Here is a 24589-nt window from a genome sequence, read left to right as displayed (position 1 = left end):
CGTCCGGTACATGAGTGAGCAACCCTCAGAGAAGTCGGAGGGCGGCGGCGAGAGCACCTTCACGGTCGTCGTCGCCGCCGTCGCCAACCTCGGGATCGCCCTCGCCAAGGCCGTCGCGGGCGTCATCAGCGGCTCCAGCGCCATGCTCTCCGAAGCGGCGCACTCCGTGGCTGACACCGTCACCGAGCTGATGCTGCTCGTCTCCCTGAAGGCCGGCGCCAGACCCGCCGACGAGGACCACCCGCTCGGCTACGGAGGCGCCCGCTACATCTGGGCGCTGCTCGCCTCCGTCGCCACCTTCGTCGGCGGCGGCGTCTTCGCCGTCTACGACGGCGTCCACACCCTCACGCACGGCGAGGAGCCGGGTGACCCGCTCATCTCGTACATCGTGCTCGGTGTCGCCTTCCTCCTGGAGAGCTACTCGCTGCGGACCGGCCTCAAGCAGGCGCGCGGCGAGGCCGACCGCTTCGGAGTGCACCTCAAGCGCTATCTGCGCCACACCCCCGACACGGCGGTCAAGGCCGTCGTCATGGAGGACTCGGCGGCGCTCGCGGGCCTCGTGCTCGCCGCGGCCGGGCTGCTCGGCGGGCAGCTCACCGGGTCCGGCGTGTGGGACGGCATCGCCTCGCTCTGCATCGGCGTGCTGCTCGTGTACGTCGCGTGGGTCCTCGGGCACGCCAACTCCGAACTGCTGATCGGCCGTCCGCTGCCCGAGGAGATGCGGGCCGCGGTGCGGGCCGAACTGCTCGCCGACCCGCATGTCGTGGACGTACTGGAGCTCACCACGCTGCTCCAGGGGCCCAAGGAGGCCCTGGTCGCCGCGAAGGTCGACTTCCGGGACGTGTCCACGGCCGGGGACATCGAGCGGGCCTGCGACCGCATGGCGCACCGCATCCAGGAGCGCTTCCCCGCGATCAGGCGCGTGTACCTGGACCCGACGCCGGGCACGGGTCAGGCCTCGGGGCCGCCGGGGGCCTCGGGGGTCAGCCCCGCCGCGTCCAACAAGTAGGCCGTCATCGGGTCGTAGTGGCGGGGGCTCGTGACGTGGTCGTCCAGGGGGACCGTCACCTGCACCGTGCCCTCGGCCTCGCCGATGAACAGCGCCGGGTCGTTGCAGTCCGCGTATCCGACCGAGTCCAGGCCGCGCTGGCCCGCGCGCCCCGCCCAGCCGTGGTCGGCGACCACCAGGCCGGGCTGGGGGCGGCCCTCGCGCTCCAGGCCGTCCAGGATCGCGTTCATCGGCTCGGGGGAGTGCGTGTGCCACAGCGTCGCGCCGCGCTCAAGGACCGCCACGTCCGCGAACTGGAAGACCATGCCCTCGTCCGCCATCAGGCCCTCGGGGATCACCATGATCTCGCAGCCCGCCGCGCGCAGGGCGGCGGCCGTCGCGCGGTGCACGTCGAGCAGCCCTCCGGGGTGGCCGGTGGCGAAAAGGACGCTCTCCTTGCCGGCGGCCGCCTTGCGCAGGCGGGCCGCCATGCGCTCCAGGGCGTCGACCGTCAGCTCCGGGTCGATGGTGTCCTGGCCCTGCCGGTGCCCGGGGTCGTCGATGACGCCGCAGCGCTCGGCCATCACCGCGAGGACGTCCTGCTCGTCGGTCCAGCGGTCGCCGAGCTCCAGGCCGAGCCAGTAGTGGCGGTCGCCGTTCGCGAGCTTCCTGTAGTGGCTGAGGTTGTTCTCGCGGGGGGTGGCGACATCGCCCGCGATGCGGGTGCGGACGAGGTGGTCTACGAGCGCGGCACGGCTGGGTATCGGCATGGCTCCTATTGTGCGGGACGAGTGCTCTGCGCCGGGGCGGAGTGGGTTGGCTGCTCTGTGCGGGCTGTTCGTGGCTGGGCGCGCAGTTCCCCGCGCCCCTTCAGGGCGCTTCTCCCGGGGCCCGGTTCAGTGCGAACCAGAGTTCCATCCGTACGTCGGGATCGTCCAAGTCCGTCCCCAGGAGTGCCGCACACCGCGTGATGCGCTGGCGCACCGTGTTGCGGTGGACGGAGAGCGCGACCGCCGTGCGGTCCCAGCTGCCGTGGAGGGCGAGCCAGGTCCGCAGCGTCTCCACCAAGGTGGCGTTCTCGGCGAGCGGGGCGAGCATTACGCGCGCGTGGGTGGCGGCCTCCTCGGGGGCGATCAGGGTGGCGAGGCCGTTGGCGTGGTGGCGTACGAGAGGCCGACGGGTGGCCTCCGCGCGGCGCAGGGCGCGGGCCGCCTGGGCGTCGGCGGCGGCGAGGTCGCCCGGGGCGGCGGGGGCGGAGACGCCAAGGGTCCACGCGTGCGTGGGGGTGATCTCGCGGTCGGCGGGGAGGAGCAGGCGTACGACGTCCTCGCGCGGGTCGACCAGACCGCTGCCGAGCGCCGCCGCGAGCGCGGACGCGGCCAGCGGGGTGCGCTCCCCGCGCGCGTGCACCACGGTCCACAGATCGCTCCCCAGGAGGGGCCCGATGTCCTCCGGATCGGCTCCGAGCAGCAGTCGTACGAGGGCCGCCGAGCGGGCGGCCTCCGAAGCGCCCTGATGCTCGCCCGTGAGCAAGGAGAGCAGTACGACCGCCGCGCCGGTGATGGTGTGGTCGCCCGGTTCGCGGCGCTCCGTGGCGGTCCCGAGCGCGAAGCCGCGGCCGCCGCCGAGCGCGTACGCGGCGAGGTGCGTGGCCCCGGCCGTGTCGGCGGCGGACGCCGGGGCGGCGGGTGTGGGGCGCCGCACGACCCCGGTCAGCTCCCGCAGGCCCTCCCGCGCCGCCTCCCGCGCCTGCCCCTCGGCCTGCAACTCCGTGCCGTCCGGCCCGTACAGCACCGCGAGCCCGCCGAGCCGCGCCGCCAGCTGGCGCAGGACGGCCGGGACCGGGTCGGGCCGTGCCGCGGCCGTCGCGAGCCCCTGCTGCGCCTCCGTCACCCGGCGCAGCTCCGCGTGCCTCGCCTCGGCCATCAGCCGCCACACCGCGCGGGCGACGCCGCTGAACGTGGTGCGCGGCGGCACCTCAAGGAGCGGCAGGCCGTGGCGGTCGCAGGCCCCCGCCAGGGCGGGCGGCACCGTGTCGTGCACGGGGGCGACGCCGAAGCCGAGGGCCGCGCCGCCCGCCGCGACGATGCGGGCCACGTAGGCGTCGAGGTAGCCGCCCGCGTCCGCCGGGTCGGTGATGTGCACGCCCGCCGTCAGGAGCAGCTCGCCCCCGAGGAGGTACGGGTAGGGGTCCGTCATCTCCGAGGTGTGCACCCACTGCACGGCCGTCCCCGCAGCGTCCGGGCCCGCGATCTGCCGCAGCCCGAGGTCCTCGCGGGCCAGCAGCGCGGCGAGCGGGACGGGCGGGGTAGGGGGCGCCGCTGGGCCCAGGGGGCCGGTGGGACCGGTAGGGCCGGAGGGGTCGGTGGCCATGGTGGACGTTCCATCCGCATCAGTGGGTGGGAGTAGATGAAACGTACACTTCAGCGTTGCTTTCCGGCCATCTAAGGTCGTGCCGACCGCAGGCCGTGGGTACGGGCGGATGTCCCCACGGCGGTCCTCACTCCCATCTGCACGACACGCCACCGAGGTGCGCGAAGGAGGCCCCCCTTTATGGCCGTCGACTACACAGTGATCGTCGTCTATCTCGCAGGGATGCTGGCCATGGGCTGGTGGGGCATGCGCCGCGCCAAGTCCAAGAGTGAGTTCCTGGTCGCCGGGCGCCGCCTCGGGCCGTGGATGTACTCCGGCACCATGGCCGCGATCGTCCTCGGCGGCGCCTCCACCATCGGCGGTGTCGGCCTCGGCTACCAGTACGGGCTCTCCGGCGCCTGGATGGTCGTCACCATCGGCCTCGGAATCCTCGCGCTCAGCGTCTTCTTCTCCGCCCGTATCGCGCGCCTGAAGGTCTACACCGTCTCCGAGATGCTCGACCTGCGCTACGGAGGGCGCGCGGGCGTCATCTCCGGAGTGGTCATGTGGGCGTACACGCTGATGCTCGCGGTCACCTCGACCATCGCGTATGCCACGATCTTCGACGTCATCTTCGACATGGACCGCACGCTCGCGATCATCCTCGGCGGCTCGATCGTCGTCGCGTACTCGACGCTCGGCGGCATGTGGTCCATCACGCTCACCGACATGGTGCAGTTCGTGGTGAAGACCGTCGGCGTCCTGCTGCTCCTGCTGCCCATCGCGGTCGTCAAGGCCGGTGGCTTCAGTGAGATGAGGGCGAAGCTGCCCACGGAGTACTTCGATCCGCTGGGCATCGGCGGCGAGACGATCTTCACGTACGTGCTCATCTATACGTTCGGCATGCTCATCGGGCAGGACATCTGGCAGCGCGTCTTCACCGCGCGCAGCGACAGGGTGGCCCGCTACGGAGGCACCGTCGCCGGTACGTACTGCCTCGTCTACGCGGTCGCGGGCGCCGTCATCGGCACCGCCGCCAAGGTCATGTACCCCAAGCTGCCGAGCGCCGACGCGGCCTTCGCGACCATCGTCAAGGACGAACTGCCCATGGGCGTACGGGGTCTCGTCCTCGCCGCCGCGCTCGCCGCCGTGATGTCGACGTCCTCCGGGGCGCTCATCGCCTGCGCGACCGTCGCCAACAACGACATCTGGTCGCGTCTTCGCGGGGCCGTGAAGACCGGCGACAGTGACGGCGACGGCGACGGCGACGAGCCGCACGACGAGGTCAAGGGCAACCGCGTCTTCATCCTCGTCATGGGTGTCGGCGTGATCCTCATCGCCATCGTGCTCAACGATGTCGTCGAGGCCCTGACCGTCGCGTACAACCTGCTCGTCGGCGGCCTGCTCGTGCCGATCCTCGGCGGGCTGCTGTGGCGGCGCGGCACCGCGCCCGGCGCGCTCGCGGCGGTCACCGCCGGCGGCCTGTCCGTCATCGGGCTCATGTGGGGGTACGGAATCCTCGCCAACGAGCCCGTCTACTACGGCTTGTTGACCTCGCTGGCCGTGTACGTCGTCGTCTCCCTCGCCACCAGGCCGACCGACGCGGCGGTCCTCGCCGCGTGGCGCGAACGCCTCGCCGGGCGGGGCGCCGAGGAGCCGGAACCGGATACTCCGGTGGCTGTCTAACTCTTCGTGCGGCCCGTTGTCAGTGGGCCGCGCGACACTTGAATCGCAGTACTCGCACCAGCAGGAGGAAACCGACCATGAGCAGCGCAGAGAACCCGACGGCCCCCCGCGGCCCCGTCGACTCCTCCCGCATCCCGAGGTACGCGGGCCCGGCGACGTACGCACGGCTGCCCCGCCTCGACGAGGTCGGCGGCAAGACGGACATCGCCGTGGTCGGCGTGCCCTTCGACTCCGGCGTCTCGTACCGCCCCGGCGCCCGCTTCGGCGGCAACGCCATCCGTGAGGCCTCCCGCCTCCTGCGCCCCTACAACCCGGCGCAGGACGCCTCGCCCTTCGCGCTCGCCCAGGTCGCGGACGCCGGCGACATCGCCGCGAACCCGTTCAACATCAACGAGGCCGTGGAGACCATCGAGGCCGCCGCCGACGATCTGCTCGGCTCGGGCGCCCGCATGATGACCCTCGGCGGCGACCACACCATCGCGCTGCCGCTCCTGCGCTCCGTCGCCAAGAAGCACGGCCCGGTCGCCCTGCTGCACTTCGACGCCCACCTGGACACCTGGGACACCTACTTCGGCGCCGAGTACACGCACGGCACGCCGTTCCGCCGCGCCGTCGAGGAGGGCATCCTCGACACCGAGGCGCTCTCCCACGTCGGCACGCGCGGCCCGCTGTACGGCAAGCAGGACCTCACCGACGACGAGAAGATGGGCTTCGGCATCGTCACCTCGGCGGACATCTACCGCCGCGGCGCCGACGAGGTCGCCGACCAGCTGCGCCAGCGCATCGGCGACCGCCCGCTCTACATCTCCATCGACATCGACTGCCTCGACCCGGCCCACGCGCCCGGCACCGGCACCCCCGAGGCGGGTGGCATGACCTCCCGCGAGCTCCTGGAGATCCTGCGCGGCCTCGCCTCCTGCAACCTCGTCTCGGCGGACGTCGTCGAGGTCGCCCCGGCCTACGACGACGCGGAGATCACGGCGGTGGCGGCCTCCCACACGGCGTACGAACTGACGACGATCATGAGCAGGCAGATCGCCGCCGGACGCGCCTCCGGGGCGGAGCAGAACGCGAAGTGACCACAGCCGCGAGGCCGTTGGACGCCCGGGCACGCCGGGCACGCCGGGCCGTGCGCGGCCCGGCGGCCGGAACGCACGCCGGGCCGCACCCCGGGCGAGAAGGAGAAGACGCCGCATGACCCACGACCACGACCTGGTGCTGCGCCCCACGCCGCGGCAGACGGAGGCCGCCCTCAACCCGCCCACCGGCCGCACCGGCGGCGACCTCGTCGTCGAGACCCTGTCCGGCCTCGGCGCGACCACCGTCTTCGGCCTGCCGGGCCAGCACGCGCTCGGCATGTTCGACGCGCTGCGGCGCTCCTCGCTGACGTACGTGGGGCTGCGCGTCGAGAACAACACGGGGTTCGCGGCGGACGCGTACGGCCGGATCACGGGCGAGGTCGCCCCGCTGTTCCTGTCCACCGGGCCCGGCGCGCTGACCTCGCTCGCCGCGCTCCAGGAGGCGGCGGCCGGGTCGTCACCGGTCCTGGCGATCGGCAGCCAGGTCCCGGTCGCCGGTCTCGGCGGCGGCCGCCACGGCTATCTGCACGAGCTCCGTGACCAGCAGGCCTCCTTCCGCGACATCGTGAAGTCCGTCCACACGGTCCGCACGGCCTCCCAGATTCCGTCGGCCATCGCCGCGGCCTGGGAGTCCGCGCTGACCGCGCCGCACGGCCCGGTCTGGGTGGAGATCCCGCAGGACGTGCTCCTCGCCGGTACGACGCTGCCCGTCGTCACGGCGATGGACGCCACGCCCGACGAGGTCGTCCCGCGCCCCGAGCTGACCGCCGTCGCGGCCGACCTGCTCATCCGCGCCGAGCGCCCGGTGATCATCGCGGGCGGCGGAGTCGTACGTTCGGATGCCTCGGGCAAGCTGCTCGCGCTCGCCGAGCGGCTGAGCGCCCCGGTCGTCACGACCTTCGGCGGCAAGGGCGCCTTTCCCTGGGAGCATCCGCTCTCGCTCCAGTCGTGGCTGGAGGACCGCCACACCACGGACTTCCTGGAGGACGCGGACGTCCTCCTGGTGGTCGGCTCGGGGCTCGGCGAGCTGTCCTCGAACTACCACACGTTCAAGCCGCGCGGCCGGGTGATCCAGATCGAGGCGGACGCCGGGAAGCTGGAGTCCAACCACCCCGGGCTCGGTATCCACGCGGACGCGCGCCTGGCCCTGTCCGCCCTCCTGGAGACGATCGAGACGCCCCGCGAAGACCCCACGGCCCCCGAGCGGGTCGCGGCGCTCCTCTCCGAGGTCCGCGAGCGGATCGCCGCCCAGGACCTCACCCTGGAGCAGCGGATCCTCGCCTCCGTGCGCGAGGCGCTGCCGGACTCGGCGCCGTCCTTCTGGGACATGACGATCCTCGCCTACTGGGCCTGGTCGGCCTTCGACGCCCGGCGCCCCAACACCATGCACTCGGCGCAGGGCGCGGGCGGCCTGGGCTACGGCTTCCCGGCGGCGCTGGGCGCGGCGGTCGCGGACCCCTCCCACCCGGTCCTCGCGGTCTCCGGCGACGGCGGCGCGATGTACTCGATCGCGGAACTGGCGACGGCCCGGCAGTACGACCTGCCGGTGACCTGGCTGATCGTCGACGACGGCGGCTACGGCATCCTGCGCGAGTACATGTCCGACGCCTTCGGCGAGGCGACCGCCACGGAACTGGCCCGCCCGGACTTCGTGGCCCTCGCGGAGTCCTTCGGGGTACCGGGTGTCCGCACGACCCCGGAGACCCTCCGGGACGACCTCGCGAAGGCGCTGGCGGAGCCGGGTCCTTCGGTGGTCGTGCTCCCGGCGGTACTGCGGATGTTCGCGCCGACGCATCTCACCGGCGGCTGATCACCGGCTCTCCGCGGGCTTGGAGTCGCAGGTCGAAAGGGCTGGTGTCGACGGCCGCTGCCGCCTCCTCCTGAAGGGCCCGGATCAGCGTCGCCACCGAGGGGTGGCCGCGGCGGTGCAGTACGGCAACGCCGATGTGCCGGGTCGGGGCAGGCGGATCGACCGGAACGGCCCGCAGACCGGGCAACTCCGGGGCCAGCGCGATGGAGGGGACCAGCGAGACGCCCACGCCCGCCGCGACGAGCGAGCGGGCGAAGAAGTAGTCGGTGGTGGTGCCGCGTACCTCCGGGGTGAAACCGGCGCGCTCGGCGTAACGGACCAGGTAGACCTCCGTCTTGAGGCAGCCGAGCACCCAGGGCTCCTCCGCCAGCTCGGCGATGTCGAGCGTCCGGCGGTCGGCCAGGGGGTGCGCCTCGGGGAGGACGACGTGCAGGGGGTCCTCCATCAGCGCGATCCACTCCATGTCGGAGCCCGTGCCCGACCGGCCCGGCAGCGGCCCGTCGAAGTGGTAGGCGAGCGCGACGTCCACGGCACCCTGGCGGACCAGGGGCAGGCTGTCCTCGGGCTCGGCCTCCCTGACGTGGACCACGGTGTCGGGATGGGCGGCCGTCATGCGGGTGAGGGCGCCGGGCAGCAGGAGCCGGCCGCCGCTGGTGAACGTGGCGAGGGTGAACTGGGTGCGGCCGGTGCCCAGCCGGTCGACCTGCCGCTTGGCGTGCGCGAGCTCCGCGGCCACCGACTCCGCGGCCCCCACCATGATCCGGCCGGCCTGGGTGAGTGTCACCCCTCGGGTGCTGCGTTCCACGACCCGCGCGCCGAGGCTGCGCTCCAGGGCCGCGACGTGCTGGGAGACGGCCGAGGGGGTGAGGCGCAGGGCGGCCGCCGCCTGATTGAAACTGCCGTGTTCCGCCACAGTCCGCAGGACGCGGAGCCGCTGCACATCGATCAACAGTTTCCCTTAATACGTTTCCACCAAGTCGGCACTTCTGCCGGCGACTGTAGGTGCCCAGGATGAGGGCACGCAAAGCATCCGCGTCAGCGGCGGCCCGTATGCGAGCAACGCGGACACTGGAGAACGGACGCACATGAAGTACCGCCCCTTGGGGAGCACCACGGTCAGCGCGATCGGGTTGGGCGCCATGCCCCTGTCCATCGAGCACCGCCCGGACGAGGAACGAGCCGTGGCGACCATCCACGCCGCCCTCGACGCCGGCGTCACGCTCATCGACACCGCCGACAGCTACCACTGGCACGCCGACGAGCGCGGCCACAACGAACTCCTCATCGCCCGCGCCCTGGCCCGCTACGGCGGCGACACATCCGACGTCGTCGTCGCCACCAAGGGGGGCCGGGGCCGCCCCGGCGACGGCAGCTGGACCGTCGTCGGCACCCCCGTCCATCTCAGGCAGGCCGCCGAAGCCTCCCTCAAGCGCCTGGGAGTGGAAGCCATCGGTCTGTACCAGCTGCACAAGCCCGACCCCGACGTGCCCTGGGCGGAATCGGTCGGCGCGCTGCGCGAACTGCTCGACGCCGGCACGATCCGCGCAGCCGGGATCTCCAATGTGACCACCGGCCAGATCCGTGAGGCCCACGCCATCCTCGGCGACGCGCTCGTCTCCGTGCAGAACCAGTACTCTCCCGCCATTCGCGACAGCGAGCCCGAGCTGGAACTGAGCACCCGACTCGGCTTGGCCTTCCTGCCCTGGAGTCCGCTGGGCGGCATCTCCCGCAGTGCCCTGGACGGCCCGTCGGACACGGCCTCCGCGGGCACCGCCTTCCACCGCATCGCGGCCGAACGCGGTGTCAGCCCGCAGCGGATCGCCCTGGCCTGGCTGCTGGCCCGCTCCCCGGCGGTCGTCCCGGTACCGGGATCCAGCCGTCCGGCTTCGATCCAGGACTCGGCCAGGGCCACGGAGGTCCAGTTCGATGCGGCGGAACTGGCGGAACTGGAGGCCGCGCTGCCGAACTGAGGCGGGGAGGAGGAACCCGTCTACACTGACCGCCCAAGCTGATCAGCGGATTTCCGTACAACCCCCGCCGGTATCGGTGAGTCATACGGGGCGAGTGCGCCGGGGGCGCGCTTGTACGGGCCCCGAGGGTCTTGTACGTACGGACCCAAGGGGATGGGGAAACTCCATGACTCACCCGGTATCCGGGATATCCAGGCGTGCCCGCGTGCTCTCGGCGGGACTCGCCGCCGGGATGCTCGTGCCGCTCGGTGCGGTCGCGGGCGCCGCGCCCGCCGTCGCCGCGACGGCGCCGAAGGTCACCTGTGCCTCCGCGCAGCCCGGCCTGGCCGCCAAGCTCACGAAGGACATCACGGCGGCGCTGAAGAACCGCAAGGGCACGGTCGCGGTCGGACTCCACGACCGCACCACGGACACCACCTGCACCCTGCGCGCGACCACCTCGTACGACTCGGCCAGCGTCGTCAAGGCGACCGTCCTCGCGACGCTCCTGTGGGACGCCCAGAAGACCGGGCGTGCGCTGTCGTCCCGCGAGAAGAACCTCGCCACCGCCATGATCACCAAGTCCGACAACGCGGCCACCAGTACGCTCTGGCGCCAGCTCGGCGCGGCCAAGGTGAAGGGCTTCCTCCGGGCCGCCAAGATGACCCGGACGGTGCCCGGCTCCGGCGGCTACTGGGGGCTCACCCGTATCAACGCCACCGACGAGCAGAAGCTCCTGGCCCTGTTCACCGGCGGGAACACCGTCCTGACCGACGCCTCCCGCGCCTACATCCTCAAGCTGATGGGCAAGGTGATCGCCTCGCAGCGCTGGGGGACCCCGGCGGGCGCGCCGTCCGCTGTCAAGATCCACGTCAAGAACGGCTGGCTGCAGCGGTCGACCCACGGCTGGCGGGTGCACAGCATCGGCGCGTTCAAGGGCGGCGGCCACGACTACACGATCTCCGTGCTCACCCACGGCAACAGCACCATGAACTACGGCGTCGCCACCATCCAGGGCGTGGCCAAGGCCATCCACAAGGATCTGACGCCCCGGGCCCCCGCGGCCGGGCGCTACGCCCCGACGGTCACGCCGCGCGAGGCGTTCGTGGCGGTCCCCGGCAGCTGACCGGGCCCCGCGACGCGGGCCCGTCCCCGTCGCGGCGATTTGTTGCGGCGGGATGAAATCCGCGTCCCGCCGTGTTGGGCCTCTCGGCAGGTCAGGTCTACGGGAGGCAACTGGTGGCGGACGAACGGGGCGGGCCCGAAGGAGCACAGGCGGGCTGGGCCAAGCGGCTCACCGGCTACGCGTGGCGGTATCCGAAGGACGTCGTGCTCGCGCTCGGGTCCTCGCTCGCCGGCATGGCCGTCATGGCCCTCGTGCCGCTGATCACGAAAGTGATCATCGATGACGTCATCGCCGAGGACGGGCAGGGCGGCGGCAGGTCCATGGGGCCGTGGGCCGGCGCCCTGATCGGCGCCGCCGTCCTCGTCTACGTCTTCACCTACATCCGCCGCTACTACGGCGGCCGCCTCGCCCTCGACGTCCAGCACGACCTGCGCACCGAGATGTACGGGACGATCACCAGGCTCGACGGGCGGCGCCAGGACGAGCTGTCCACCGGGCAGGTCGTCGGCCGTGCGACCAGCGACCTCCAGCTCATCCAGGGCCTGCTCTTCATGCTGCCGATGACCATCGGCAACATCCTGCTCTTCGTGATCTCCCTCGTGATCATGGCCTGGCTCTCGCTGCCGCTCACCCTCGTCGCCCTCGCCGTCGCCCCCGCCCTGTGGCTCATCGCCCGCCGCTCCCGCACCCGGCTGCACCCCGCCACCTGGTACGCGCAGGCCCAGGCGGCCGCCGTCGCCGGAGTGGTCGACGGCGCCGTCAGCGGCGTACGCGTGGTGAAGGGCTTCGGGCAGGAGGACCAGGAGACCGGCAAGCTCCGCGAGGTCGGGCGCAAGCTCTTCGCGGGGCGGCTGCGGACCGTCAAGCTCAACTCCCGCTACACGCCGGCGCTCCAGGCCGTCCCCATGCTCGGCCAGGTCGCCATGCTGGCCCTCGGCGGCTGGCTCGCCGTGCGCGGCGAGATCACGCTCGGCACGTTCGTCGCCTTCTCCACCTATCTCGCGCAGCTCGTCGGGCCCGTGCGGATGCTCGCCATGGTCCTCACCGTCGGCCAGCAGGCCCGCGCCGGCGTCGACCGCGTACTCGAACTCATCGACACCGAGCCGAGCCTTCGGGACGGGACCAAGGAGCTGCCCGCCGACGCCCCCGCCACCGTCGAGTTCGACGACGCCGGCTTCGCGTACGAGGATGACCGGCCCGTTCTCGACGGGCTCTCCTTCCAGATAGCCCCCGGCGAGACCCTCGCCGTCGTCGGCTCCTCCGGCAGCGGCAAGTCGACCGTCTCGCTGCTGCTGCCCCGCTTCTACGACGTGACGCACGGCGCCGTCCTCATCGGCGGACACGACGTGCGCGAGCTGACCCTCGACTCGCTGCGGTCCGCCATCGGTCTGGTGCCCGAGGACTCCTTCCTCTTCTCCGACACGGTCGGCGCGAACATCGCGTACGGGTATCCGGACGCCACCCAGGAGCAGATCGAGGCCGCCGCGCGCGCCGCCCAGGCCGACCGGTTCATCTCCGAGCTGCCGCAGGGGTACGACACCACGGTCGGCGAGCACGGACTCACTCTCTCCGGCGGCCAGCGCCAGCGCATCGCGCTCGCCCGCGCCATCCTCACCGACCCCCGCCTCCTCGTCCTGGACGACGCGACTTCGGCGGTGGACGCGCGCGTGGAGCACGAGATCCACGAGGCGCTGCGCGGCGTCATGGCGGGCCGTACGACGCTGCTCATCGCCCACCGCCGCTCCACCCTCGGCCTCGCCGACCGCATCGCCGTCCTCGACGACGGCCGCCTCGCCGACCTCGGCACCCACGACGAACTCCAGGAGCGCTCGGCCCTCTACCGGCGCCTGCTCACCGACCCCGACGAGCTGGGCGGCGTCTCGCCCGGCCACGCGCTCCCCGCCGACCTGCCCGAGGACACCTCCGTACGCGACGAACTCGACGCCGAGTTCGACGCGGAGAGGGGTATCACGCCCGCCCTGTGGACCGGCGACCGCGAGCCCAAGGACGCCGCGCTCTCCGGGATGCCGTCCACGCCCGAACTCCTGGCCCAGGTCGACGCGCTGCCCCCGGCGGACGGCAAGCCGGACATCGACGAGGCGCGGGCCGTCACGCCCGAGGAGTCGTACGGACTGCGCAGGCTGCTCGCCGGCTTCGGGCTGCCGCTTCTCCTGAGCCTGCTGCTGGTCGCCGTCGACGCGGGCATGGGCCTGCTCCTGCCCGTCCTGATCCGGCACGGCATCGACGAGGGCGTCAACCAGCTCGCGCTCGGCGCCGTCTGGGCCGCCTCCGGGCTCGCGCTCGCCGCCGTCGTCGTGCAGTGGGTGGCCCAGACCGGTGAGACGCGGATGACGGGACGCACCGGTGAGCGGGTCCTGTACTCGCTGCGGCTGAAGATCTTCGCGCAGCTCCAGCGGCTCGGGCTCGACTACTACGAGCGGGAGCTGACCGGGCGCATCATGACCCGGATGACCACGGACGTGGACGCCCTCTCCACGTTCCTCCAGACGGGACTCGTCACCGCGTTCGTCTCCGTCGTCACCTTCTTCGGCATCATGGTCGCCCTGCTCGTCATCGACGTGGAGCTGGCGCTGGTCGTCTTCGCGACGCTGCCGCTGCTGATCGTGGGCACGTACTTCTTCCGCAAGTCGAGCGTGAAGGCGTACGAACTGGCGCGCGAGCGCGTGTCCGTCGTCAACGCCGACCTCCAGGAGTCCGTCGCCGGCCTGCGCATCGTGCAGGCCTTCCGGCGCGAGCGCTCCGGCGCCGAGCGGTTCGCGCGCAACAGCGACAGCTACCGCCAGGCCCGTATCCGGGGCCAGTGGCTGATCTCGGTGTACTTCCCGTTCGTCCAGTTCCTGTCGTCCGTCGCCGTGGTCGCCGTGCTGATCGTGGGCGCGGGCCGGGTCGAGGCGGGCACGCTGACGACCGGCGCGCTCGTCGCCTACCTGCTCTACATCGACCTCTTCTTCGCGCCCGTGCAGCAGCTCTCCCAGGTCTTCGACGGCTACCAGCAGGCCACCGTCTCCCTCGGCCGCATCCAGGAGCTGCTCCAGGAGCCGACGTCGACCAAGGACGCCGACGAACCCCTCGACGTGCTGTCCCTGCGCGGCGAGATCGCCTTCGAGGACGTGCGCTTCGCGTACACCGGCGAGGAGGAGGCCCTCAGCGACGTGAGCCTGCGGATACCCGCCGGGCAGACCGTCGCCTTCGTCGGCGAGACCGGCGCGGGCAAGTCGACGCTCGTCAAGCTCGTCGCCCGCTTCTACGACCCCACGGCCGGCCGGGTCACGGTGGACGGCACGGACCTGCGGTCCCTGGACATCACGTCGTACCGCCACCGCCTCGGCGTCGTGCCGCAGGAGGCCTACCTCTTCGCGGGCACGGTCAGGGACGCCATCGCCTACGGGCGGCCCGACGCCACCGACGCCCAGGTCGAGGCCGCCGCCCGCGCGGTCGGCGCGCACGAGATGATCGCCACCCTGGACGGCGGCTACCTCCACGAGGTCACCGAGCGCGGCCGCAACCTCTCCGCCGGGCAGCGCCAGCTCATCGCGCTGGCCCGCGCCGAGCTGGTCGACCCCGACATCCTGCTCCTCGACGAGGCGACCGCCGCCCTCGACCTCGCCACCGAGGCGCAGGTCAATCAGGCCACCGACCGCATCGCCGGCAAGCGCACCACGCTGGTCGTCGCCCACCGCCTCACCACGGCCGCCCGCGCGGACCGCGTCGTCGTGATGGACCACGGGCGCGTCGCCGAGGACGGCACGCACGAGGAACTCCTCGCGCGGGGCGGGCGGTACGCGCGACTGTGGCGGACGTTCGTGGGGGAGCCGGTGGAGGCCGCCTGAGCGCGGTCGGGGTGCGGTCGGGGGCGATCGGGCCGACCAGGTCAGAAAATCCGGGGATCCCGCAACCATGCGGGCGGCGGGCGGCGTCCGTACATCAGTACGTTGATGCCGCAGTGGCGGGAGGGGAAAGCGTGAGCAGTGGTCGTGGCCGTGGTCGCATACGGCGGCGGCTGGCGCTCGGCGCCGCCGGGCTCGCCGCCTCCGTCCTGCTCGCCCTCGCGGGCCCCGGCGCCGGTCCGGCCCACGCCGCCGCGGGAGCGTGCGCCGGGCACAAGGTGCGCACGCTGCCCTTCAGCACGGGCCGGGTCGAGGTCTTCAAGAACCGCGGCTACGTCTGCGCCATGACCATCGCCAAGCGCCCCGGCCCCCGCAGGACCATGTCCGTCAGCGTCCAGGCACGCGGCAGCCGCGCCGCGCGCGACAAGGGGCGCTACACCCACCGCGCGGGCCCGGTGACGGTCCACGCGGGCCACCGGTGCGTGCGCGTGACGGGGAAGGTCGGGGGGCGCGGGGTCAGCACGGGGTGGATCCTCTGCTGACAGAGGTCATCCAGGCCTTCCGGTAGCGTCACAGCCGTACGGCGCATCCGACGGGACGGTCCCCGCCCACCGCCACGTACAGGGCGGTCGAAGCCCCGCACGCGGCCCGGCTCCGCACCACCGACGCCACGCGGTACTCCGGCTGCCGCTCTCCCGAGCTGTCGCAGGCCGTCTCCCGCACCTCGCCGCGCCCCGCGCCGTACACACAGTCGCCGACGATGGTCCGCGGTCCGCCGCCGCCCCCGGGGTCACCGGGGTGCGGCGGCTCCAGGTTCCGCATGCAGGCGTGGCCGCGCGGTACCGCCCCGTCGCCGTCCTCGTCGACCGCGGGCCTGCTCTCGCTGATGTGCAGCACGAAGTCCGTGCGGGCCGGGCACGGCGGCCCCTGTCCGGCCTTGCCGTCGCGACGCGCGACGACCCGCGCCGCCGCCCGCTCGCTGGTGCACGGCACCTCCGTGAACGTCTCGCGCCCCCGGGAACCGCACTCGCCGACAGCGAGGAACACCTCGCCGAAACCGGTGGGGCGCGAGGCCACGGGCGTCTGGTCGTCGATCCGGCCCGAGGCGGAGCCGCCGTCGCGACCGCCGTCGCCCGAGCCGCCGGACTTCTGACAGCCGGTCAGCAGCAGCGCTGCGGCGAGCACCAGCGCGGCGATCGTCCCCGCGACCGTACGAGGCCGCGCCCCGGTGCAGGCAAGCATCACTGTCCCCCCGACATGTGCCTCCAGCGTGGCCCGCCGGAGCGGGGCCACGCCAGCCGCGCGAGAGGCTTTGGGGCAGTCGGCGGTGGTGCGCCGGGGGCGCGTCGTATGCCTCAGTACGTCAGCCCGTACCCGATCGGGTACAGCACCTGCGCCGGGTCGTCCGCCCGTCGCACCGGCACCGGCAGCCGCCCTCGCGGCACGGCGCGGCCCGCGATGACCCGTGCCGCGGCGCGCAGTTCGACGTCCGTCCAGGAGTACGAGGCGAGCGCGGCGTCGACGGGGGGCAGATGGGCCACGTCGTACGGATTGCGGATCGCGAGGGTGACGACGGGGACGCCGGTGGCCTTGAGGGCGGCGACCAGGGCGGTCTGGCCGTCTTCGGCGGCCGTCGCACTGTGGGCGGCCGGGGCCGGGGCCGTGGCCAGGTCCAGGCTGGCGTTGGCCGCCTGCGTGTTGTCCCTCGCCGTGGTGGCGTGCGTCGAGATGTTGTACGTCGCCACGAGTACCGCGTCCATGCCCTTGGACTCCGCCACGGCCTGCTCGACCGCCGTGGCGTCCGGGGCCATACCCGTGGACAGCGCGGTCGCGGTGAACCCGAGGCCGGTCAGGGCGTCCGCGAGGACGGTGGTCGGCGGGCCCGTCGTACCGGACGGCGAACGGGGGTCCGCGCCGACCACCAGGATGTCGCGGTGCGTGTGGGGGGAGAGCGGCAGCAGGGAGTTGTCGTTCCGGAGCAGGGTCGTCGTGGCGTCAGCGATGCGGTCGGCGGCGGCGAGGTGGTCGGGGGAGCCGACGGTTGCGGCCGGGGTGCCGGTGCCGGTGCCGGTGGCCGGGGTGCCGGTTCCGGTGGGCGGGGTTCCGGTTCTGGTCCCTGTTCCGGTGTCGGGCAGAAGGCCCACCTCCGCCTTCATGCGCAGGACCCGCAGGACCGACTCGTCGATGCGGTCTTCCGTCAACTCGCCGTCCCTGACGGCTTGGAGCACGGCGTCCCAGGCGACCCGCGGCTGCGGCGGGTTGAGGAGCTGGTCCACGCCCGCCTTGAGCGCGAGTACGGCCACGCGGTCGTCGCCGTACTTCGTACGGACGCCGCGCATCGCCAGCGAGTCCGTGGCGATCACGCCGTCGAAGCCGAGTTCCTCGCGGAGGACGCCCGTCACGATCGGGTGGGAGAGCGTCGCGGGGTCGCCCGACGGATCCAGGGCGGGCACCACGATGTGGGCGGTCATCACCGAGTCGACGCCCGCGGCGATCGCCGCCCGGAAGGGCGGGGCGTCGAAGCGGTCCCACTCCTCGCGGGTGTGGTGGATGTGCGGCAGCTCGGTGTGGCTGTCGTCCCTCGTGTCGCCGTGCCCCGGGAAGTGCTTGGCCGCGGTGGCGATGCCCGCGCTCTGGTAGCCCTTGATCTGCGCGGTCACGAGACCGGCGACCGCTTCGGGGTCGGCGCCGAAGGAGCGTACGCCGATGACCGGGTTGGCGGGATCGACGTTCACGTCGGCGTCCGGGGCGTGGTCCTGGCGGATGCCGAGGGCGTGCAGTTCGGCGCCGGCGATGCGGGCCGCCTCGCGGGCGTGCGCGTGCGAACCGGAGGCGCCGAGGGCCATCGCGCCGGGGAGCAGGGTCGCGGGGGCGCCGATGCGGGCGACGGCGCCGTGCTCCTGGTCCACGGAGATGAGCACGGGGACGCCCGAAGGGAGGGACGCCGCCGCTTGCTGGATGCCGTGGGAGAGGGCGGCGATCTGGTGCGGGTCGCGGGTGTTGTGGGCCCAGCCGAAGTAGATGATGCCGCCGAGGTGGTAGCGGGCGATCAGCTCGGCGGCGTCGCGGACGCCGAGTTCCCTGAGGTTGATGTCGACGTCGCCCTGGTCGGGGTCGGTGGCCGTGTGCCCGTACACGTGCATCACGAAGAGCTGGCCGACCTTCTCCTCCAGGGACATGGCGGAGACGAGGCCGCGGAGCCTGCGGTCGTCGGGCTGGGGCACGGGCGCTCCTGCGGGGTGGAGGAAACTTTCAGGGGCTACGGATATCCCGAAGATTTCTGCCGGTCAAGGGCGGAGCGCGAGAGGGGCCGTCACCGGCGCTGTGTGAAGGGGGGCGCGCCGGTGACGGCGGGCTGCCGGGCCGCAGGCGGCGGAGAGGGTGGTCAGCGGTCGCAGCCAGCAGCGATGCCGACACCGCCTTGCGGGACTCAGCGGCAGCGTGCCGGTTGGACGGTGCTGCTCTTGGAAGGGTTCCCGTTTTTGTGTTTTTCGGTACGGGTTCGTCCCCGCCCAAGGATCAACCGACCCACCGCGACCGCAGGACGCGAACCGTCTCCGCGATGGCGGGCCGCCCCGCCGCCCCCGTACGCCACAGGGCGTAGAGCCGCCGCACCGGCACAGGATCCAGACGTACGGTGACCGCACCGCACGGAACGGGCCCGCGCCCGAGGCGAGGGATGAGCGCGATGCCGAGCCCCGCCGCGACCAGCGCGACCAACGTGGGGTTCTCCTCCGCCTGGTGAGCGATATCGGGCTCACACCCGGCCTCGCGCAGCGTACGGACGAGCCACTCGTGGCAGACGAGCCCCGGCGGCTGGGTGATCCAGCGTTCGTCCTTCAGCTCCTCGCGCCGGACCGACGTACGCCCCGCGAGCCGGTGGCCGACGGGGACGACGAGGTCGCAGAGGTCGTCCCCGATGACCGCCTGTTCGACGCCCGGCGGCGTGGGCAGCGGCGCGATGTCCCAGTCGTGGACGACGGCCATGTCCACCGCGCCCTTGGCGACCAGGTCGATGGAGAGATGCGGATCTATCTCCGTCATACGGGCGTCCAGCGCCGGATGGAGACGGGCGAGGTCCGCCAGCGCCCCCGGCAGCAGCCCCCGCGCCGCCGAGGCGAACGCGGCGATGGTGAGCCGCCCCGCCGGCACCCCTCGCCGCTCCTCAAGCTCCGTCTCGGCACGTTCCACGATGGCCATCAACTGCTGTGCGGTCTCCGCGAGGTGGAGCGCTTCCGCGGTGAGCGCGACGCCCCGGCCGCGCCGCTCCAGGAGGGTGGTACGGGTCTCCCGCTCCAGCTTGGCGATCTGCTGGGAGACGGCGGAGGGGGTGTAGCCGAGCGCGGTGGCGGCGGCGCCGACGGTGCCGTGCACGGAGACGGCGTGCAGCGCGCGGAGCCGGGCGAGATCGAGCACGGGCCACCCCATTTACGGTCGACGGAATCTCAGTAGCGTTGCTTCATCCAACCATGCAGATATCCGCGCTGGTCCTACACGGTCGGGCCGGGTGATCCTCGACGCATGCGACCTGCTCATGTCTGTCTGGCCGTCCTCGTCGCCGCCGTCTGGGGCGTCAACTTCGTGGTGATCGAGGTGGGGCTCGACCACTTCCCGCCGCTGCTCTTCTCCGCTCTGCGCTTCCTGGTGGCCGCGTTGCCCGCCGTCTTCTTCGTGGGGCGGCCGAAGGTGGCGTGGAAGTGGATCGTGGGGGTCGGGCTGGTCCTCGGGGTGGCCAAGTTCGGGCTGCTGTTCATCGGGATGGACGCGGGGATGCCCGCCGGACTGTCGTCCCTGGTGCTCCAGGTCCAGGCCGTCTTCACCGCCCTCTTCGCCTTCGTGACGCTGGGTGAACGACCCGGTCGCGTACGGGTCCTCGGCATGGTGATCGCCCTCGGGGGGATCGCGGTCGCCGCCGTCGACGAGGGGGAGACCGGGCCGCTGACCGCCTTCGCGCTGCTGATCGGCGCCGCGGCCTGCTGGGGCGTGTCCAACGTCCTCACCCGCAAGGCGTCCCCGCCCGACTCCCTCAACTTCATGGTGTGGGTGAGCACCGTTCCGGTGCTGCCGCTGCTCGGGCTCTCGCTCCTGTGGGAAGGGCCCTCCCGGGACCTGGAGGCGCTGCGCTCCCTCGACTGGTCGGGCGCGGGCATCATCGTCTACGTCGCCTGGATCACGACGGTCTTCGGCTTCGGCGCCTGGGGCTGTCTGCTGCGCCGCCACCCCGCGTCCACGGTCGCCCCGTTCTCGCTGCTCGTACCGGTCTTCGGGATGTCGTCGGCCGCCCTGGTCCTCGGCGAGTCGGTGAGCGGCCTGCGGTGGTGCGCGGCGGCCCTGCTGGTGGGCGGCGTCGCGCTGACCTCACTCCCGAAGGCGGGCGGCGGCGTCAGCCGGTGCGGGTCAGCAGCCGCGACAAGTACTCCCGCCCCGGCCCCAGCAGCTGAGCCAGCGGCGCGGCCTCCTCGTACCACCGCTTCTCGTACTCCCAGCACAGCCACCCCTCCCATTTCTCCGCGCTGAGCAGCTCCACGCACTCGGCGAGCGGCAGCGTGCCGGTCCCGAGGGCCAGTGGTGTCGTGTCGTCGGCGGAGGCGATGTCCTTCACCTGGACGTAGCCGAGGTAGGGGGAGAGCGCGGCGAAGCTGTCGGCGGGCGACTCGCCGCCGAGCCAGGTGTGCATCACGTCCCACAGGGCGCCGACCTGGCGGTGCCCGACGGTGCCGAGGACGCGGGTGGCGTCGGCGCCCGTGCGGTGCGAGTCGTGGGTCTCCAGGAGGATGCGTACGCCGGCGTCGGCGGCGCTCCGCGCGGCGGTGCCGAGCCGCCTCGCGGCCGTCGCGTCGGCCTCGTCCGCGCCCTGGTCGGTGCCGCCGCCCGGGAAGACGCGTACGAAGGGCGCGCCGAGGTCACGCGCGAGCGCGACAAGGGAGGCCAGCTCATCGAGGACGGGCCCGTCCTCCCCGGGCTCCGCCACGCGCGCGTACCCCGCGATCCCGAGGATCTCGACCCCGGCCGCCTTGAACTCGGCCGCCACGTCGGCCCGTTCGACCAGCCCGAGCCCCGGGTGCACCGGCTCCTCGGGGTGCGCGCGAAGCTCGACCCCCTGATAGCCGTGCTGGACGGCGAGCCGCAGCACATCGGGTACGGGCAGACCGGGCACCCCAAGGGTGGAGAAGGCAAACTTCATGGCCCCGACCCTAGGGGCCATGCGGATGTGGTCAACCCCGCCGTGACTCAGCCGAGGTCGCCGGCCTTGGGAAAACCGTCCGTCCTGACGGTGATCTTCCGCCCGGTCAGCGGCAGGACCAGATCCTCGCCGAACGGGACCTCCGCCTCGTCCTCGTAGGCCCCCGTCCTGGTGGGTGCGTCCATGACCATGACTGCCATATGAGCCTCCTTTTCCCGGTGATGTCAACGACCTCAGAGGAACGCCAACCGCGCCCCCAGCGCCGCGAACGCCACCGCGAAGGTGCGGCGCATCCAGCCGATCACGCGCGGGCGCGAGATGACGTGGCCGCGCATCGCCGCGGCGAACCGTCCGTACGCCACGAAGACCACGAACGTGATCAGCATGAAGTACGCGCTCAGCTCCGTCATGCGCAGGAACGCGTACGGCTCGTCGGCGCTCACGAACTGCGGCAGGAAGGCGAAGAAGAAGAGCGTCAGCTTGGGATTGAGGATGTTGATCAGTACGCCCGTCAGGATCGTCCGGCCCGCCGAGCGCGGCTCCGTCTCCCGCTCGGCGGTGAGTTCGCTCTTGTCCCGCAGCGTGCTCCACGCCATGTAGAGGAGGTACGCCACGCCCAGGTACTTCAGGGTCTGGAAGGCGACCGCACTGGTGTTCAGGAGCGCCGCGAGGCCGGTGATCGCGGCCACCATGTGCGGGACGACACCCAGCGTGCACCCGACGGCCGCGATCACCGCGGCCCGGGTGCCACGGGAGAGGCCCGCCGCGATCGTGAACAGGACGCCGGTGCCGGGCGTCACACAGACGACGAGGGAGGTGAGCAGAAATTCCATGCCTTGACCCTGTCGCCACAATGGCTCCATGAACAGGTCCAATGGATCTCCTTCCGACCGGTCCATAACTCGGGGGAAGGAGCCGGGCGACGAGCCAAGCGGCCGCGCGGGCGGCAAGGCGCCGCGTCCCGTCCGTGCCACCTCCGACTTCCTCCAGCTGGACCCCCGTGACGCCCCCAGAGGTGGGCTCGGTGGCTGGCTCGCGGGGCGGATCAGGGGGGCCATCGCGGACGGGCGTCTCACCACCGGCAGCAGACTCCCCGCCACCCGCGCCCTCGCCGACGAACTCGGCGTCTCGCGCGGCGTCGTCACCGAGGCCTACCGGCGGCTCACCGAGGACGGACACGTCGCGGGGCGGGGGCGCGGCGGCACCGTCGTCGTCGCGTCGCCGCCACCGTCACCGCCGTCGACCCGGCCGAATGATGGGCCGGGAACAGGAGCGCCGCGCCGCCCCGGCCTCTTCACCGCCCCTCCCGACGACCTCGGCATCTTCGACGCCATCCGCGCCGCGCCCGCCCGCATCGACCTGTCCCCCGGCCTGCCCGACCTCGCCGCCTTCCCGCGCGCGGCCTGGCTGCGCGCCGAGCGTTCCGTGCTCGCGGGGCTGACGCCTTCCGATTTCGGGTACGGAGATCCGCGCGGCGCCCCCGCCCTGCGCGCCACCGTCGCGCGCTGGCTCTCCCTCAACCGAGGGATCATGGCCGACCCCGACGACGTGATGATCGTCAACGGCACGGCCCAGGCGCTGCGGCTGCTCGTCGACGTACTGCGTGCCGAAGGGATCTCCGAGATCGCCGTCGAGGAGCCGGGCTCCCTCGGCGTGCGCCAGCATCTGCGTCCGCTCGGCACGCCGCCCGTCCCGGTCGACGCCCACGGAGTCCGCGTCGACGCGCTGCGCGCCACCGGCGCCCCGGCCGTGCTGCTCACGCCCGCCCACCAGTTCCCCACCGGGGTGGTGCTCGGCGGCGAGCGGCGGCGCGAGCTGATGGACTGGGCCCGCGACGGCGGCCTCGTCATCGAGGACGACTACGACGCCGAGCACCGCTACGACCGGCCCGCCGTCCCCGCCCTGCGCGCGCTGCTCCCCGAGCACGTCTGCTACGCGGGCAGCGTCTCCAAGCTCCTCGCGCCCGCCCTGCGCCTGGGCTGGCTGCTCACCCCGCCCGCGTACCGCGCGGCGCTGGTGGACGCCAAGCGCCTGACCGACCTCGGCAACGCGGCGCTGCCGCAGCTCGTCCTCGCCCACCTCATGGAATCCGGCGACCTGGAACGTCATCTGCGGCTCATCCGCAAGCACCACCGCAGACGCAGGGACGCGATGATCGAGGCGATCCGTACGCACCTGCCGGGAGCGGTGGTGCACGGCGCGGCAGCCGGCCTCCACCTGATGATCACCTTCGACGAGCGCACGTACGCCGACTCCGACACGGCCCTGGCCACGGCCGCCCTCGCCCACGGCGTCAAGGTCCACCCCCTGTCCTGGCACACCCAGCTCCCGCACCCCCCGGGCCTGGTCCTCGGCTACGCGGCCGGCAACCCGACCCGGATCGCCGAGGGCGTGGCGGTACTGGGCAGGCTGGGCGCGTCGACCCGGCCCTCTACCCAAACCCCCCGGTAGAGCCCCGCACCATCAGCTCCCCGTGGACCGTCGCCACACCCCCCGGCGGCGGCTCCTCCTTGCCCATGGCGATGCGGCCCGCCCGCGCTCCCGCCTCGTGCAGCGGCAGGCGGACCGTCGTGAGCGCGGGGACGGCGTCGATGCTGAACGGCAGGTCGTCGAAGCCCGCCACCGAGACGTCGTCCGGGATGCGCAGACCCTTGTCCCGCAGCGCCGCGCAGGCGCCGAGCGCCACCGTGTCGTTGGCGGCGACGACGGCCGTCAGGTCGGGGGCGCGGCGCAGGAGTTCGACCGTGGCGTCGTAGCCGGAGCGGCGGTCGTACGGACCGTGCACGGTGAGCGCCGGATCGTCAGCGACACCGTGCGCGGCCAGCGCCGCCCGGTGGCCCTCCAGACGGTGCCGCGTGGTCGTCCGCTCCTGCGGGCCCGCGATGTAGCCGACACGCCGGTGGCCGAGCCCCAGCACGTGCTCGGTGAGCTGTCGCCCGCCCCCGCGGTTGTCGAAGGTGAGCGCCACCGCGTCGGTCTCCGGCGACGGCGGCCGCCCGCACAGCACCACCCGCGAGCCCGCCTCCGCGAGGCGCCGCAGCTTCCCGGCGATGGCTGCCGCGTGCTCGGGGTCCTCGACCGCGCCGCCGGTGAGGACCACCGCGGCGGCGCGCTGGCGCTGGAGGAGCGTGAGGTAGGTCAGTTCGCGCTCCGGAGAGCCGCCGGTGTTGCACACCACCGCCATCCGCTCGCCGCCCGCGCGTCCGCCGGGTCCGCCGATCTCGGACTGCACGGCGCCCGCGATGATCCCGAAGAAGGGGTCGGCGATGTCGTTGACGAGGATGCCGACCAGGTCGGAGGTGGCCGCGGCGAGCGAGCTGGCGGGGCCGTTCAGGACGTAGTCGAGGTCGTCCACGGCCCGCAGGACCCGCTCGCGGGTGGCGGTCGCGACGGGGTAGTTGCCGTTCAGCACGCGGGAGACGGTGGCGGGGGAGACCCGCGCGCGCGCCGCCACATCCGCCAGGGTCACGGTCATCTCGTCGTCCTCCGGTCACTGCGCTGGCCCGAAAGTCCGAAGCCCTTGTCCGAACCTTGTGCGGCAGGCTAGCTTCTTCACCGATAGAAAGC

19 protein-coding genes and 1 pseudogene are annotated in these 24589 nt (G+C 72.8%); 10 read left to right on the top strand and 10 right to left on the bottom strand.

Annotated features, from left to right (window positions below; genetic code table 11):
* Positions 1-10 precede the first annotated feature (10 nt).
* A complete protein-coding gene (locus tag ACWDZ7_RS08255) occupies positions 11-1009 on the top strand; it encodes a cation diffusion facilitator family transporter (RefSeq protein ID WP_451795859.1) in 999 nt (332 codons plus the stop codon).
* Here ACWDZ7_RS08255 and ACWDZ7_RS08250 read toward each other — a convergent pair.
* Together ACWDZ7_RS08250 and ACWDZ7_RS08245 are read right to left on the bottom strand one after the other, a co-directional pair.
* Positions 952-1758, bottom strand: coding sequence for a phosphatase (locus tag ACWDZ7_RS08250; protein WP_451795857.1), 807 nt, complete (start codon positions 1756-1758; stop codon positions 952-954). The genes ACWDZ7_RS08255 and ACWDZ7_RS08250 overlap by 58 nt on opposite strands.
* A 100-nt stretch (positions 1759-1858) precedes the next feature.
* Complete coding sequence (locus ACWDZ7_RS08245) at positions 1859-3361, bottom strand: PucR family transcriptional regulator (RefSeq protein ID WP_451795855.1); 1503 nt, start codon at positions 3359-3361, stop codon at positions 1859-1861.
* A 180-nt stretch (positions 3362-3541) separates the two neighbouring features.
* Between ACWDZ7_RS08245 and ACWDZ7_RS08240 the strand changes: the two genes are divergently transcribed.
* The 3 genes from ACWDZ7_RS08240 (at position 3542) to ACWDZ7_RS08230 (ending at position 7915) form a co-directional block, all read left to right on the top strand.
* Entirely contained in the window at positions 3542-5026 is a 1485-nt protein-coding gene (locus ACWDZ7_RS08240) for a sodium:solute symporter (protein ID WP_451795854.1), read from the top strand.
* A gap of 77 nt (positions 5027-5103) precedes the next feature.
* Positions 5104-6105 (top strand): agmatinase, encoded by a 1002-nt coding sequence (gene speB / locus ACWDZ7_RS08235; RefSeq protein WP_451795852.1) that lies wholly within the window; start codon positions 5104-5106, stop codon positions 6103-6105.
* Between the two features lie 115 nt (positions 6106-6220).
* Entirely contained in the window at positions 6221-7915 is a 1695-nt protein-coding gene (locus ACWDZ7_RS08230; protein ID WP_451795850.1) for a thiamine pyrophosphate-binding protein, read from the top strand.
* Here ACWDZ7_RS08230 and ACWDZ7_RS08225 read toward each other — a convergent pair.
* On the bottom strand, positions 7902-8864 hold the full coding sequence (locus tag ACWDZ7_RS08225; RefSeq protein WP_451795848.1) for a LysR family transcriptional regulator: 963 nt from the start codon (positions 8862-8864) through the stop codon (positions 7902-7904). The genes ACWDZ7_RS08230 and ACWDZ7_RS08225 overlap by 14 nt on opposite strands.
* A gap of 136 nt (positions 8865-9000) precedes the next feature.
* On the opposite strand from ACWDZ7_RS08225, the gene ACWDZ7_RS08220 reads away from it, so the two are divergent.
* The 4 genes from ACWDZ7_RS08220 to ACWDZ7_RS08205 all read left to right on the top strand — a co-directional run bounded on the left by ACWDZ7_RS08220 (position 9001) and on the right by ACWDZ7_RS08205 (position 15380).
* Positions 9001-9885, top strand: coding sequence for an aldo/keto reductase (locus tag ACWDZ7_RS08220; RefSeq protein WP_451795847.1), 885 nt, complete (start codon positions 9001-9003; stop codon positions 9883-9885).
* A gap of 166 nt (positions 9886-10051) precedes the next feature.
* Entirely contained in the window at positions 10052-10990 is a 939-nt protein-coding gene (locus tag ACWDZ7_RS08215) for a serine hydrolase (protein WP_451795846.1), read from the top strand.
* Positions 10991-11103: 113 nt separating this feature from the next.
* Positions 11104-14841: an ABC transporter ATP-binding protein gene (locus tag ACWDZ7_RS08210; protein ID WP_451795844.1), complete on the top strand. Its 3738-nt coding sequence runs from the start codon at positions 11104-11106 to the stop codon at positions 14839-14841.
* 131 nt (positions 14842-14972) lie between these two features.
* The gene (locus ACWDZ7_RS08205; protein ID WP_451795842.1) at positions 14973-15380 is read left to right on the top strand and encodes a hypothetical protein; all 408 of its coding nucleotides are present in this window, start codon (positions 14973-14975) and stop codon (positions 15378-15380) included.
* 28 nt (positions 15381-15408) lie between these two features.
* Here ACWDZ7_RS08205 and ACWDZ7_RS08200 read toward each other — a convergent pair whose 3' ends face one another.
* The 3 genes from ACWDZ7_RS08200 to ACWDZ7_RS08190 form a co-directional block, all read right to left on the bottom strand.
* Positions 15409-16080: a hypothetical protein gene (locus ACWDZ7_RS08200; protein ID WP_451795841.1), complete on the bottom strand. Its 672-nt coding sequence runs from the start codon at positions 16078-16080 to the stop codon at positions 15409-15411.
* A 113-nt stretch (positions 16081-16193) separates the two neighbouring features.
* The gene (locus tag ACWDZ7_RS08195; protein WP_451795931.1) at positions 16194-18017 is read right to left on the bottom strand and encodes a glycoside hydrolase family 3 protein; all 1824 of its coding nucleotides are present in this window, start codon (positions 18015-18017) and stop codon (positions 16194-16196) included.
* A gap of 340 nt (positions 18018-18357) precedes the next feature.
* Positions 18358-19254 (bottom strand): LysR family transcriptional regulator, encoded by an 897-nt coding sequence (locus ACWDZ7_RS08190; RefSeq protein WP_451795839.1) that lies wholly within the window; start codon positions 19252-19254, stop codon positions 18358-18360.
* Between the two features lie 105 nt (positions 19255-19359).
* Between ACWDZ7_RS08190 and ACWDZ7_RS08185 the strand changes: the two genes are divergently transcribed.
* Entirely contained in the window at positions 19360-20355 is a 996-nt protein-coding gene (locus tag ACWDZ7_RS08185; RefSeq protein WP_451795837.1) for an EamA family transporter, read from the top strand.
* Here the strand turns inward: ACWDZ7_RS08185 and ACWDZ7_RS08180 are convergent.
* From ACWDZ7_RS08180 to ACWDZ7_RS08170, 3 genes and pseudogenes are all read right to left on the bottom strand, one after another.
* Positions 20237-21022, bottom strand: a pseudogene (locus ACWDZ7_RS08180) (sugar phosphate isomerase/epimerase family protein); the annotation flags it as partial. The gene ACWDZ7_RS08185 and the pseudogene ACWDZ7_RS08180 sit on opposite strands and share 119 nt — an antisense overlap.
* A 47-nt stretch (positions 21023-21069) precedes the next feature.
* On the bottom strand, positions 21070-21222 hold the full coding sequence (locus ACWDZ7_RS08175; RefSeq protein ID WP_451795835.1) for a hypothetical protein: 153 nt from the start codon (positions 21220-21222) through the stop codon (positions 21070-21072).
* Between the two features lie 33 nt (positions 21223-21255).
* Positions 21256-21855, bottom strand: a complete 600-nt coding sequence (locus tag ACWDZ7_RS08170; RefSeq protein ID WP_451795833.1) for a LysE family translocator — start codon at positions 21853-21855, stop codon at positions 21256-21258.
* Positions 21856-21883: 28 nt separating this feature from the next.
* Here ACWDZ7_RS08170 and pdxR point away from each other — a divergent pair, with 28 nt between their 5' ends.
* Positions 21884-23473: a MocR-like pyridoxine biosynthesis transcription factor PdxR gene (gene pdxR / locus ACWDZ7_RS08165; protein ID WP_451795831.1), complete on the top strand. Its 1590-nt coding sequence runs from the start codon at positions 21884-21886 to the stop codon at positions 23471-23473.
* Here the strand turns inward: pdxR and ACWDZ7_RS08160 are convergent.
* A complete protein-coding gene (locus ACWDZ7_RS08160) occupies positions 23454-24497 on the bottom strand; it encodes a LacI family DNA-binding transcriptional regulator (protein ID WP_451795830.1) in 1044 nt (347 codons plus the stop codon). The two genes, pdxR and ACWDZ7_RS08160, sit on opposite strands and share 20 nt — an antisense overlap.
* Between the last annotated feature and the right edge of the window lie 92 nt (positions 24498-24589).

Source organism: Streptomyces sp. NPDC003032 (genome assembly GCF_053591415.1).
Note: the sequence above shows the minus strand (reverse complement) of the source record. Positions and strands in the feature narration are given on the sequence as shown.